Genomic DNA, 13,592 nt, shown 5'->3' with positions numbered 1-13,592 from the left:
CCGGAACAGACCCTTACACCGAACAGCCGACCTTTTGTAATACATCCAAGATTAGTTCAGTTTACCTGCAAAATGCCGATGACGCCTATTTCGTTCTCATCCGGATCCAGCAGACCGAACCGGTCCCGGTTGAACTCTCTGGTAAGCGCGGACAGCTTGATCCCGCCGGACCGCAGCGTCTCGAAGTCGTTCCGGGGGTCCGTCGATCCGATCGTAAACGCCATATGAGCCAGAGCGGAGAAGCGCGGAGTCTCAAACAGGCATACGTTTATATTTTCAAAGGAAACCGCTTCCACTTCCTTATCCAGGGCAGGCAGCTTGTAAGTGAACCGTTGAAGAGCAAGGGCGCCCAGCTTGCTTTCGTACCACTCTACGGAGCGCTGCAGATCACGGACGGGCAGGAACGCCCCGCCAAGCCGGATAGCTCCTTCGGTCCCGGCGTAGGCTTCTTCTCTCCAGCCTGCGATGCCGATGGGATTGCCGTCCGGGTCGCTGATTTTGAAGCACTGCATATGATGAAAAGGAGCGGGCTCTTCCGCAATCTTCACTCCGCTTCCGATCATGCTCCGGTAGGCCTTCTCCGCATCGTAAACGTTCACGTTGAAGGGAGCTTCGTCGTACCGGTTAAGCTCTGCCTGCTGAACTAGGGTGAGGCAGGTTCCTTCAAGGAAGGAGAGCCTGGCATGCCGATCGTCCAGGCCCAGTAAACGAAGGCCCAGCACCTGCTCGTACCAGGGCGCCGACCGCTTCAAATCGGTGACGGGCACGAATACATCCACCAGTTTGGTAAAAGTCATTGTAATTCCTCCTGAGCGTTGATGGAACTCCGGGCGCCCTTGTCTCGCTGCGCCCTCCAACCTGCCCCGAACGCCCGGAATTTCTTTAGATTCCTTCATCTATTGTACCTTGTTTTGTATCAATACACACGATGTACAATATCTTCGAAATCCGGCTCCTGCATATGTACGTCGGCAATTTCGCCCCATCCTCCGGCAAGCTGCAGAACCTCCATCGGGCCGATGTCCGTGCGGTTGAATTCCAGCACAAGCTTTTCTTTCTCCGCGGCAGTGACGCGGAACGGGTACTCCTTGTCCCCCTCCCCGCTCGCAAACCCGCACGCTCCCCGGTACCGGATCGTCATGATCGTCGGCAGCCCGATCCGCTGCCGCATGCCTTCCACGGTGCCGTCGTAGCCGATAGTCCCGCCGTTGATGACGATCACACGCTCGCAAAGCTGCTCGATATCATCCATATCGTGCGTGGTGAGCAGAATCGTTTTGCCCGCTTCCTTGTTCAGCGTATGCAGAAAGCCGCGGATGCTCTGCTTGGCCGCCACATCCAGGCCGATGGTGGGCTCGTCGAGGAAGAGGATGTCCGGATCGTGCAGCATGGCGGCCGCCAGATCCGCTCTCATCCTCTGACCGAGCGAGAGCTTGCGGACCGGCGTATCCATAAATTCGCCGAGTCCTAGAAGTTCTCCGAGCTCCGCGAGCTTGCGTTTCAGGTCCTCCTCACGGACCCGGTACATAGCCGCCAGGATCTCGTAGGAATCCCGGACCGGCAGGTCCCACCAGAGCTGGCTTCGCTGGCCGAACACGACGCCCAGCTTGGCGACCACCCGTCTGCGGTCCCGCTGCGGGCTCAGACCGGAGATCCGCACTTCTCCCGAAGTCGGATGCAGAATGCCCGTGAGCATTTTGATCGTCGTGGATTTCCCGGCCCCGTTAGGACCGATAAAGCCTACGAAGTCTCCTCGGCCGATTGTGAAATTAACGTCGTTCACCGCCGTTTTGGACCTGTATTCTCTGGACAGCAGGCTCCGCAGACCGACCAGCCGCCCTTGACGGACCACCGGCGTACGGAACGTTTTGTTTAAATTCGTCGCGGTAATCAAAATTTCCCCTCCTTCTGTTCACGCTCTCACTCAGCGCATCCTATCTTTGATCCATTCCGTCAGACTCCGGCTTGTGCCGTAGCCGTAATTAAAAAGCTTGCGCGTTTCTTCGAACCGCTTCTCCGCCGTTTCCGTTCCCATCACGACAGAGACCAGCCTTTTGCCGTCCCGGACCGCCGTTCCCGTAAAGCAGTACCCGGCCTGATCCGTAAACCCGGTCTTCAGCCCGTCGACACCCGCATAGGAAAAGGAGTCTTTCGTAAACGGCAGCATGCGGTTGGTCGTTTTCAGCGTCCCGAACCTGCCCGGCAGGGTATAGTCCGCCTTAGCGGTTAGCTCCAGAATACCGGGATGCTCCCGGATGAGATAAACCGCAAGCTTGGCCGCGTCTTTAGCCGTCATGAGCGTTTCTCCCGTGTTTTTCTTGGGAGCGAAGGGCCCCAGATCGGCGCGCGTCAGCCCGCTTGCGTTGGCGAATACCGTTTTATCGGAAAGGCCGATCTCTTTCGCTTTCGCGTTCATTTTCACCACGAATTCATCCTCGGTACCGCCGAGATGTTCGGCTACCGCTACGGCGGCATCGTTGGCGGACACGATGGCCATCGCGGCCAGCATATCTTTAAGGGCAAGCTTCTCTCCGGTCTCGAGCCCGATCTGGGCGCCGGTCACCTCGCTGGCATACGGACTCGTCGTCACCTGGTCTTCCCAGGAAGCGCGGCCCGCCTTCACTTCCTCGTAAACGATCAGTTCCGTCATCATCTTGGACATGGAAGCCGGGGGAAGGCTCTCCTCCGCGTTCCGCTCGTAAATCACACGGCCGCTCCCCGCTTCCATCAGCAAGGCGGACCTGGCTTGGATATCCGGATCCGCATGCTTTCTTTCATTCCACAACCAGATACCGGCGGCCGCAAGGACGGCCAACAGCAGGACTTTCCGTTTGATCCGTTTCACGTCGTCACTCCGCTCCTTCGGTTCTTGTCTGTGTCTCTCTATGTAGAAAGACGAACCAAGCCCCTCGAAAGACTCGCCTCCTTCGTTAAGACGGCCTCTCGATATCTTTAGGCGGAAGGGCGAATCTCATGCAGGCACCCGGCAGCAGCCGCGTTGCCGGATCTGTATGAGTCCGCCGGGAACGGATAAACCAAGGACCCCGCAAGGCGACTTCCCTACGTTCCCGTACTCTGGTAACGTGAAATGCCCAGCTTCCACAGCCTTCCGGCCAGCAGGACGAAGACGAAGGCCATGACCGTTACCGCGGCCAAAGCCCATCCGCCATACTCATGCCGGATGATGACGGAAGCCGGCACATAGTTGGCCAGCCCGACCGGAAGGAACGTCAGCAGGATGTAACGGAGCCAGCCGGGATATACGTCCAGCGGATACTGGGCGGCGGATCTTGCCGCGTCCTCCGTCACGTTCTGTAGTTCCTCGATCCGGGTCAGCCAGAAACCGGCCGAAGCCGTAGCCAGTCCGATCGCGAACAGGATAAGCGCTCCCGAGCCGATTGCGATCACGGTCAGCGGGATAGCTTCCCAGCCGATCTGGCCGACACGCAACATGTGAGTCATCGCATACGCGAGAACGAGCAGGCCCTGTCCGAATTCTCCGACGAGCAGGCGGAAATTTTGAGTCATCAGGACGAAAAGCACCGGCAGGGGCCGGATCAGCAGAGCGTCCATATCTCCGCCCACCAGGTATTTTTCCAGATGATGCACATCGGAGGCCAGAGACCGGTAGATCGCTTTGGACAGCAGGATTACCGCGTACAAATAAGCCACCTCATGCAGCGACCAGCCCTTTACGCTTCCGAAGCGGTCCAGCACGAGCGCCACCATCAGAAACTCCGCCACATTCACGAGAGCCGCCATCAATGATGAGAAAATAAAATTAAACTTGTACTGCATCCGGCTTCGCATAGATGCCCGGATCAGCAGCACGTACATCCGCAGTCCGTTTCTCATCCTCCCTGCACCTCCAGCTTCTTGCGCATCGCGCCTGTCGCCATCATGCATAATCCCGTAAAAAGAACGCACCAAAACAGCGCTGCCGGCAGAGCGGCAGGCGTCGTTCTTTCCGTGAACAGCGACACCGGAACGTACAGCAAATAGGGATACGGAGTCAGCCAGCTAAGCTGGCGAAGCCAGGCGGGAAGCCATTCCAGCGGGATAAAGAAGCCGGATAGCAGCATGGAGAACGCATAGTTCACCCAGTAAAGCCAGCGGGATTCGGTCGTCCACATGGCGGCGGCGCCGATCAGGTAATTCATGCAGATGGAAATATAAGCGGCGAGCAGAAGCGATAGAGCGGTCCAGCCGTAAACGGAGAGCTTCCCGGGAACCGGGATCGAAAACAGGAAAAAATAGAGGATGTAGATCGGAAGAAATTTGTACACGAACTGATAGGCGATCTGTCCCCATTCCCGGTACATCTTATGCAGAAACAGGGGGACGGGACGCATCAGATCCAGAGCAATTTGTCCGGTGCGTACGGACTGCTCCATGCCGAGACCGTTCGTGATAAAGAGCACCAGCCATAAAGAGGCCTGATTGAAGGCGATATACGCGGTCATTCCTTGGACCCCGTATTCTCCCAGCGAATGACTCTCGCCTATACCTGCCCACAAGGACACGTACACAAATCCGAACATAAAACTGGACACGTTATGAATCATATGCGCGCCCCGGTACTGCAAATTCCGCGCGTAAGCTTTACGCGCCAAGACAGAAAAAAGCATCCAACACCTCCGGTTCATCAGTAGACGATCGTTTCAGCGTGAAATGCGTGTAGAGGGATTTCATCTTACCAAATGCCGCCAATAAAAATCAACCCCGAATTAGATTCAATTTGCTCTTTCCGACAGTAAAGAAATATAGGATGATAAACAGGAAGCCGGATTCCGCGGCTGAAAGATTTTAAAGGTAAGAAAGGAAGCTGTCACCGTGGGAATAACCAAAAACGCTAAACTTAAAAAGGCGATCTCGGAAGGCGGCATTTATAAATCGTTATTTCAGCATCATCCCGATGCTATCTACGTCATGGATACGCAAGGACGTTATTTGGACGCCAACCCTGCCGCGGAGCGGATCAGCGGTTATTCCAGAGAAGAATTTATACAGCTCGGCCGGGAAACTCTTTTTAGCGAGCACGCCGAACAAGGCAGAACCCATTTCGAGCGGGCGCTGCAGGGCGAAACGCCACATTTCGAGGTGGAATTTTGCCGGAAAGACGGTGCCGTTTTCCATATAGAAACTACCTATATTCCGATCGTCGTGGACGGGGAAATAGTCGGCGTATACGGAATGGGCCGGGATATCACGGAGCAGAAGGCCGTCCTCAGCAAGCTGGAAGAGTGCGAAACCCTGTACAACCTGATCTCTGAAAACGCGGGCGACATTATTACGTTCACGAATCCCCAGGGGATTTGCGAATATGTGTCCCCCTCTATTTATAAACTGCTGGGGTATGAGCCCGAGGAAATCGTAAACGCCCCTATCGGCGATTATTACTTTCCCGGAGAAATCAAACCCGGCTGCTCCGAAAATCCGAGCGAGGACGCCGATCTGCTCACAGGGCGCTTCCGGCATAAAGAGGGACATTACCTCTGGTTTGAAACGACCGTGAAAGCCGTCCGCAACGCCGAAGGACAAGTGGAGAAAATTCTCGGCATCGGGCGGGATATTACCGAACGCAAAAAAATGGAAGAAAGGATCCGGGCCAGTGAGAAGCAGTATCGGCTCATCTCCGAAAATTCACTGGATTTCATTTCGCGTCATTCCGCCGACGAGCAGGCCGTCTATCTGTATGCCTCCCCCGCCTGCCGTTCTCTGCTCGGGTACGAGCCGGAAGAACTGATCGGCACGAGCGCATACGACTATTTTCACCCGGATGATGTGTTTCTCGTTACCGAATATCTGCTGGCAAATCTCGCCGAGGTCGGCGTGTACACCGTGTCCTACCGCATCCGGCGCAAGAACGGAGAATACATCTGGTTCGAAAGCAGCAGCCGTTACACGTATGACGAGAACAGCGGGGCCGTTCAGGAAATCATCGCGATTTCCCGGGATATTAGCGAGCGCAAAATTGCGGAAAATAAGCTGAAAGTAAGCGAACAGAGATACAAGTCTCTCTTCGATTACAATCCGTCCAGCGTTTACTCGTTCGATCTCGAGGGCAACCACGTTTCTTTAAACGCCAACTTGGCGAGGATGACCGGATTCAGCCGCCAAGAACTGCTCCATCACTCGTTTACTTCCCTGATCGAGCCGTCTCTGCTGGAGAAAACCTTAACCCATTTCCATAATGCGAAACGGGGCATCCCGCAAAACTACGAAACGACGCTGATTCGCAAGGACGCGTCGCTCATTGATGTCAGCGTTACGAACGTTCCAATCGTCGTCGACGATGAAATCGTAGGCGTATACGGAATTGCCAACGATATTACGGAGAGCAAAAAGTATGTCAAAGAAATCGAGCACCTCAGCTATCAGCATTCCCTGATTCTCGGTTCGGTGTCGGAAGGCATTTACGGCCTGGACCGGGACGGCAACGTCATGTTCGTCAATCCGGCGGGAGCGTCGATGCTCGCTTACTCGCAAGAAGAGCTGATCGGCGTCAATATCCACGACAGCATCCATCATACGAAAGCGGACGGAAGCGATTATCCCCACGAGGATTGCCCGATTCACGCCACGATGCTGGACGGGCTTTCCCGGATTGTCCAGGAAGAGGTTTTCTGGAGGAAGGACGGGTCGAGCTTCCTGGTCGAATACCGGATCAATCCCCTCTACGACAAAGGGGAGATTATGGGAGCGGTCGTCGTTTTTACGGATATCACCGATGAAAGAGAAATTATCCGCGCCAAAGAAATCGCCGAGCAGGCCGCCCGGGCGAAATCCGAATTTCTCGCGATGATGAGCCATGAAATCCGTACGCCGATGAACGGCATCATGGGAATGACCGACCTTCTGCTGAATACAAGCTTGGACGACGAACAGCGGGATTATTCCGACATCATCCGCGAAAGCAGCGATGCCCTGCTGCAGATTTTGAATGACATTCTGGATTTCAGCAAAATCGACGCCGGCAAAATGACGCTCATTACGGAGCCGTTCGATCTTCATGCTGTCGTGAAGAGTACGCTGGAGCTCTTCGCTCCGAAGGCCGCCGAGAAAAAGCTGGAGCTTATCTCCAGGATCGAGCCCGATGTTCCGCATCTGTACATGGGAGATGCCTCCAGGGTGCGGCAGGTGCTCGTTAATCTCGTCGGGAACGCGCTGAAATTTACGGACAGCGGATCAGTCGTTGTCTCCGTGGAAAGTCTGGCCGCCGTGAATTCGGGCCCCGTTCTGCTCGGGTTTTCCGTCGCCGATACGGGCGTTGGCATTCCCGCCGGCAAGCTGGACCACTTGTTCCAGTCTTTCTCCCAGCTGCACCCGGTGCTGAACCGAAAATACGGCGGCACGGGACTCGGTCTGTCGATCTGCAAACGGCTTGTCGAACTCATGGGCGGCACGATTTCCGTAGAAAGCACGGAAGGCGCGGGTTCTGTTTTCCGCTTCACCCTTCCGAACGCACAGATCAAAAAAGAAGAAACCGGAGAAGAACAGACACTTGGGGAAGAACAGCAGGAATGGATGATCTCCCGACTGAATTCCCGGCCCGCTCCACTCAAAATTCTCGTGGTAGAGGATCACCCCGTAAACCGTCAGCTGTTCATCAAGTTCCTTGAAAAGCTCGGTTACGGGGCGGATATCGCGGAGAACGGGATGGAAGCCGTCGAAGCCGTCACGAGGACGGAGTACGACCTTGTTTTTATGGACATGCAGATGCCGGTCATGGACGGGCTGCAGGCCGCTCGGCTGATCCGCCGGCTGCTGCCCCCGGGCCAGTATCCCGTCATTATCGCCGTTACCACCTCCGCGCGTCCGGCCGATAAAGAAAAATGCCTGGAGAGCGGCATGCAGGATTTTATCTCCAAGCCGATTCTCTTCGATGAAGTGAAACGGGTATTCAGCCATTGGGGCCGTAAGAACGACCGGGAAAACCGGGATCAATAATCCTCCCCCGGTCCGATATTCCGATTCACTAGGGGCTCTGCCGGGTAACGATGGGTAATCCACTTTTAAGGGAGGTTGCCTGTAATGACACGAAAAGCAAGAGGTGTTTTTCAATCGAGCGGGGATGCCCTTCGCGCTATCGAGGCGTTAAAAGAACATGGCTACAGAGACGAAGATATATCCGTTCTCGCCAAACATAGAGAAGAATTCGGACCTTACACCGAAAGACAGGAAATTGCGGGTAAAGAAGATACGAAAGCGGAAAAAGGCGCCATCGGCGGAGCTGCCATCGGCAGCGCCGCGGGACTGATCGCGGGAATCGGCCTGATGGCCGTACCCGGCATCGGCCCTATTCTGGCCGCGGGACCGCTGGCCGCCGCTTTATCCGGTGCCGCGATCGGAGCCGGAGCAGGCGGTGTAACGGGCGCTCTTGTCGGTGCGGGCATACCGGAGGAAGAAGTCGAGAATTACCACAGCCGTGTAGACCGCGGAGATATTCTAATCGTCGTCGATACGCCGGAAGATAAGTGGGAACTCGTCAACGAGATTCTCCGGGAAAACCGGGACGACAACGTCACCGCCGATGAGCGATCGAAGAGCGGCGTGTATGAGGCCACTCCTCATGCCGTCCACGACAATCCCGATCTTCTGAGCAACCAAGAAGATGTGAATTTCCGCCGGTAACAGAGGACCCGTGAGTCTTCACCGGATATACACCGGCAGCCTGCGGCGGTAATTCCGCGGGCGCAGCAGGGCTGGTTCTCAAGCGTGTTTTGCCGCTTGGGGGCCTGCCCTGCTTTTTTGCGTAAGAAGAAGAGCTGACCGAGGAAATAAGGATTTATAGCATTTACATGGGAGGACGTATAAAAGCGATCCGCTCCGGCAAGGCTGTTACTAGATTGCTAGATTCGAACGGGAAACGGAGCGATAAAGATGATGAGAAACGCGATGATGAAGAGCATCCAGCAGAAGAGCCCGCTGACGCAGGTACGTAGTTGCCGGACGCCGGACAGTGCCGCAGCGGGACATGCCGCTGCAGCGGAGCCGCGGCGCGGCGTCCCGGCTCGTGGGCTGCTCTGGGGCATCGCGCTGCTGGCCGCGCTGCTGCTGGCCGGCTGGTCCGCCGCCGCGAAGCCGACGGCCGCGGATGCAGGCCGCTCCGACCTCGCCGCGCTGCTGGCCGCCGCGGACGGCGTGCTCGCGCCGGACGCCGCCGTCACGCTGCGCTATGCGGCTCCGCTGCCTGCCGCGGCAGGCGACGACGCGCTCGCCGCAGCGGGCGACGCGCTGGCGGCGCGGCTGTCGCTGCCGTCAGGCGCCGTCAGCCGCGCTTCCGGCCACGCCGTCTACACGGCGGGCGGCGGCTCTGCGGCGGGCGGCGGCTCTGCGGCGGGCGGCGGCTCTGCGGCGGGCGGCGGCTCTGCGGCGGGCGGCGGCGGGCTGTCGCTGCAGCTCGCCCGCCTTGACGACGGCAGCGCGTTCGTCATCGCCCGGCTGGAAGCGCGCACAGCCGACGGCCTCCCGGCGCTGGAAGCGCGCCGTGAAAGCCTGGAAGCCGCCCTGCAAGCGGCGGGCGTGCAGGCGGACTGCAACGTCGTCCTGCAGGGAGCTGCGGCCCGGCCTTCGGCAGGGGCCGCGGCTCAAGCCGACGGGCTTCAGGCGCTGCTCGCGAAGCGGCTCGGCGCCGCTCCGCTGGAGCGTTATGCCGACGGAGAGACCGTCAGCATAACGCTGAGCGCGCCCAAGCTTCACGCTTCGGTAATCAGCGGCGGCAAACGCGTCAACCTGCAGGCCGCGGTTCACACGGTAACCGAAAGCGGACTGCAGCGTATCACAATCGGCACGCCGGTCATTACAACCGAATATTGAACTTCTTTCCTTCTCTACGCAAAACCAGGCAAGCTGCATAAAATGCGGCTTGCCTTTTACCGAACCGCACCGTATGTGCAACCTGCGGCTCCTTTTACACACCGATCCTTTAAATCCAATACCGGAAAAAACTTTTTTCGAAAATCGGCGTCTAACTAACGGAATCCGTTTAAATAAACTTACATGCAAGTGGTAAAAGGTACGTAGTAAGTGGCGAGCAGTAAATGCGTAGCGGCTGCCCAAGAATCATAAGCGCAATTTATGCACGAACGGATCGCAGTCACATTCTCATCAATGGCGCTTGCTCAGACATCTGATCGTTCACGATTTAATTCCAATCTTTATTGAAATCGCTTACAATTATGACCCGGGAGGCGGTACAATGACACTGCGTTTTTTTCAATGGTTCGGTAAATGGAGTTTGCCGGAAGGTTTCGGGCGTAGATTAACGGCAGGCCTGATCATCACGGCCGTCCTTGTCTCCCTGGTGTTAAGCGCGCTGCTAAACAGGCTCGTGCCGGGTTCCATGACTTACGGCGACCTGATGACCCGCTCGCAGCCCGCCTCTTTTTATCTGCCTGATGAAAATTTTACTTACCGTGACAAGGGTGTCATTGAATCGTTTACCCGCCTGGCCCTTACCAAGCAAGCTTTGCGGCAAGAAGAAGCCACCTCCGCCTTTATTCCCGGCAAGGAGCCTCTCCGGCTTTCTTATGAAAATTCCAAAGGCCGGGTTATTCTCGTCGATGCGGACGGCCGGATTTATACGCCGGTATCCAAAGCGGAGCTCCGCAATGAATCCAGGCTGCATTGGCTCTGGTGGAAGCTGGATACCGGCCGCTCGTCCTACCTGTATTACGTAACCGAGCCTGACGCGGCTGTCGCCCGGCTGGCTCAGCAGATCAAAAATTCGGCTCCGGCATTAGGAGAGGCGGGCTGAACCCTTAGTGTCATGCACTGCCAAAGAACATGTACCTTCGCTCCTCGCCCAAGCCCTTTCTTTGCCCGCTGCTTTTTTTCACATCGCACAGTTATCCCGGCCCCTTGCAGAAACCCGGCTTTCCGGTATGCGCCGCATCCGGTTCCGATGGTTCTCTCTCTGGGGCCTTTTTCAACTTTCGAGCAGTGCAATCAGCTTTTGCAGAAGTGCAGGCTCTTCGTCCCGGAATTGGTTGAACCGGAGTCTTAACCGTTCAAACATTTCCTTATCCTCGCGGATTTCATGTCGAATGTACTGGTCCCTCAGCTTCATCGCTCTCTTAGCCAGATCTTTATAACCTTCCGCAAGCTCCTCGTCATACGGAATAATCCCCTCATTCACCAGATATCCGATCCGGTCGCTCATCATTTTTTTATGTTCCCACAGGAGATGAAGGTGCCTTACATCGTTGCGCATTCCCAGCCGGGGATCGTTTTGCTCTACGGCGTCATAGTACATCTGCAAATAGTCGTATACCCTGATTCCGAAAGCTTCATCCTTGTCCGGATTGTAATTGATCCGGTTTAAGCGGGTCTCCCCGTTCAGGTAATCGCGCAATTGGTCGATCACGGCCGTTTTGTCGAAAGGATAGTGGAATTCCGGCTCGTATTTGTAAAAATACGTATGGTGATCGGACGTTTGTTCCTCCTTCAGCAGCTTTTTCATGGAATTTACGGCATCGAGAAACTCTTCGAAAGAGATCTCCAGATTGCGGTATACCCCCGTATGGTCGAACATGGAGGCATAAAAGACCCGTTCCTCCCAGTTAAACCCATACAGAAAAAGATGATGGGGGAACGACTCCTTCTGATAGCAAGCCGCCGGCGACAGCCTGGATTCGTCCAAAAAAACGATACAGTAATACCCGTTACGGATCTGATCCGCAAAAAATTTCGGCCAATCATCCAGCGCCAGATTTTCCAAGAACGTATAATTGACGGTGCATGTGAGCAGGAACGGATTGTTGAAATTCAGCTCATTGGGCTCGCCCCGGAAAAAGTCGACGTAGCACTGCCTGCCGTCCTCCAAAAATTTCTTTGTGCAGGATAACTGGACAAAATTGCTGTAGAACCAGGGAGTCGTTTCTTCGTGTCCGCTGGTAATGGAAAGTGTGTAGCCCCACCGCAAAAAACCTTTAAGTGGCGGATTCGATAACGGAAGCTGAACGGCGTTCATCTGATTCTCCCCTTTCTGAGATGTAAACCGGAATGGTGACCGGCAGAGTTCCGGCAGGCTCCGCCGCACCCGTCAGAACACGGGCCAGGGCCTGCAGGGTATGCGGATGATGCTCGTAGCAGGCCAGGAAGCCTTTGGCCTCCGGGAATGCCGCAAGATCGACGGGGTTGCGCAGGGAAACCGGGATGACTTTGGCGCCTCCCTCCAGCAGTTTGCGGACCAATGCGGGCTGTCCCGGATTAGAAGCCGTGTGGAAAATACCGGCGACGATCTGCCCGTATCGCTGCGCTTCGGAAGCCAAGGCCGCAATCTCATCCGGACCCGGGCTGGTCCCGTACACGCGCTCCGTGAGCTTCGCCCCGATCAAAGGGCGCAGGAAGCCGGCCAGGGTAGCATCGTGTACCGGCTCGTCTTCGGATTTGCAGGCGGCCGAGATTTGCGGCCATAGCACCAGCGTGTCGACGCCCGGGGACAGCCTGCAGAAATCCGGTTCACGGTTGACGGCCGTGATGCTTTCTTCACGGAGCCGCTCTATCGTCCGCAGCGTCTGCGGATTCTCCAGCAGAAGCCGCGCTTCTTCCCAGCTGCGCTCCCGCAGCTCTCCGATGCGGCGCTCCTTCAGGCGAAGAATACGCTCCACGGAAGCGTCGATCCGCTCCTCCGGCAGGCGCCCGTCCGCCACGGCGCGCTCCAGAGCAGCCACCGCCTCCAACTGGCTTGCGTACGTGTGGCTGACGAGCAGCAGATCCGCTCCGGCCAGCATGGCCCGGACGACGGCCTCGCCTACGCCGATTCCCTGTGTCACCGCGTCCATTTCCATGCAGTCGGTCACGATAAGCCCGTCGAAGCCCAGCTCCTCCCGCAGCAGTCCCGTCAGGACTTCCCGGGAGAGAGTGGCAGGAACAGGCTCGCCGCCGCTGAGCAGCGGAATTCCGACGTGGGCCGTCATAACGGCTTCGGCCCCTGTCAGGGCTGCCCGCCGGAACGGCACAAGCTCCACCGACCGAAGCCGTTCGAGGGAATGCCTCACGACCGGCAGCTCGGCATGGGAATCCGTTTCCGTATCGCCGTGCCCGGGAAAATGCTTGATGACGGAGGCGATCCCTCCGTCCTGAAAGCCGAGCATGGCGGCGATCCCCAGCTCGGAGACCAGTTCGGCGTCGTCTCCGAACGAGCGGACGTCAATGATCGGATTCCGCGGATTGACGTTGATGTCCACTACCGGCGCGAAATTCATATTGATGCCCAGCGCCTTCAGCTCTTCCGCCGTCCCCTTGGCGGCTTCGTAAAGCAGCCCGGGATTGCGCGCAGCTCCCAGCCCCATCGCCGCGGGCAGCTGCGCGATCCCCTGCCTTACCCGGACCACCATGCCACCCTCCTGGTCCGTCCCGATCCACAGCGGGATGCCGGTTGCGGCCACAGCCATCCGCTGAAGTTCCTCCGTTAAAGCGAATGCCTGCCCGGGGTTGTCCAGATTGCGGGAAAAGAACACGACACCACCGACGAAATGGTTCTGCAAAAGGTCCCGGATATTCACATCGGGCGTAAAGCCCTCGAAGCCGGCCATCAACAGTTGGCCGATTTTCTCCTTCAACGTAAGCTCGCTACACGCTTTCAT

Annotated in this window: 11 protein-coding genes; 4 read left to right on the top strand and 7 right to left on the bottom strand. The window is 56.8% G+C overall.

What is annotated here, in order from left to right:
- Window positions 1-56: 56 nt before the first annotated feature.
- The 5 genes from AC2TF6_RS03920 to AC2TF6_RS03900 all read right to left on the bottom strand — a co-directional run bounded on the left by AC2TF6_RS03920 (window position 57) and on the right by AC2TF6_RS03900 (window position 4,628).
- A complete protein-coding gene (locus tag AC2TF6_RS03920; RefSeq protein ID WP_491309991.1) occupies window positions 57-797 on the bottom strand; it encodes a VOC family protein in 741 nt (246 codons plus the stop codon).
- A gap of 119 nt (window positions 798-916) precedes the next feature.
- The gene (locus AC2TF6_RS03915; protein WP_491309990.1) at window positions 917-1,894 is read right to left on the bottom strand and encodes an ABC transporter ATP-binding protein; all 978 of its coding nucleotides are present in this window, start codon (window positions 1,892-1,894) and stop codon (window positions 917-919) included.
- Between the two features lie 30 nt (window positions 1,895-1,924).
- A complete protein-coding gene (locus tag AC2TF6_RS03910; protein ID WP_491309989.1) occupies window positions 1,925-2,845 on the bottom strand; it encodes a D-alanyl-D-alanine carboxypeptidase family protein in 921 nt (306 codons plus the stop codon).
- A 215-nt stretch (window positions 2,846-3,060) separates the two neighbouring features.
- Entirely contained in the window at window positions 3,061-3,855 is a 795-nt protein-coding gene (locus tag AC2TF6_RS03905) for an ABC transporter permease (protein WP_491309988.1), read from the bottom strand.
- Window positions 3,852-4,628, bottom strand: coding sequence for an ABC transporter permease (locus AC2TF6_RS03900; RefSeq protein ID WP_009676332.1), 777 nt, complete (start codon window positions 4,626-4,628; stop codon window positions 3,852-3,854). Before AC2TF6_RS03900 ends, AC2TF6_RS03905 begins: the two co-directional genes overlap by 4 nt.
- Window positions 4,629-4,833: 205 nt before the next feature.
- Here AC2TF6_RS03900 and AC2TF6_RS03895 point away from each other — a divergent pair, with 205 nt between their 5' ends.
- The 4 genes from AC2TF6_RS03895 (at window position 4,834) to AC2TF6_RS03880 (ending at window position 10,759) form a co-directional block, all read left to right on the top strand.
- Window positions 4,834-7,950 carry a PAS domain S-box protein gene (locus tag AC2TF6_RS03895; RefSeq protein WP_491309987.1) on the top strand — a complete coding sequence of 1,039 codons (3,117 nt, stop codon included), beginning with the start codon at window positions 4,834-4,836 and terminating at the stop codon, window positions 7,948-7,950.
- A gap of 84 nt (window positions 7,951-8,034) precedes the next feature.
- Entirely contained in the window at window positions 8,035-8,634 is a 600-nt protein-coding gene (locus tag AC2TF6_RS03890; RefSeq protein ID WP_218231487.1) for a general stress protein, read from the top strand.
- A gap of 249 nt (window positions 8,635-8,883) precedes the next feature.
- A complete protein-coding gene (locus AC2TF6_RS03885; RefSeq protein ID WP_491309986.1) occupies window positions 8,884-9,819 on the top strand; it encodes a YwmB family TATA-box binding protein in 936 nt (311 codons plus the stop codon).
- 382 nt (window positions 9,820-10,201) lie between these two features.
- Window positions 10,202-10,759, top strand: a complete 558-nt coding sequence (locus tag AC2TF6_RS03880) for a hypothetical protein (RefSeq protein WP_491309985.1) — start codon at window positions 10,202-10,204, stop codon at window positions 10,757-10,759.
- Between the two features lie 171 nt (window positions 10,760-10,930).
- Here AC2TF6_RS03880 and AC2TF6_RS03875 read toward each other — a convergent pair whose 3' ends face one another.
- A complete protein-coding gene (locus AC2TF6_RS03875) occupies window positions 10,931-11,974 on the bottom strand; it encodes a hypothetical protein (protein WP_491309984.1) in 1,044 nt (347 codons plus the stop codon).
- Window positions 11,934-13,592, bottom strand: coding sequence for a glycoside hydrolase family 3 protein (locus tag AC2TF6_RS03870; RefSeq protein ID WP_491309983.1), 1,659 nt, complete (start codon window positions 13,590-13,592; stop codon window positions 11,934-11,936). Before AC2TF6_RS03870 ends, AC2TF6_RS03875 begins: the two co-directional genes overlap by 41 nt.

This window comes from Paenibacillus sp. JNUCC 35 (genome assembly GCF_058269095.1).
The sequence above is the reverse complement of the archived record's forward strand: the minus strand, read 5'-3'. Positions and strand labels throughout refer to the sequence as shown.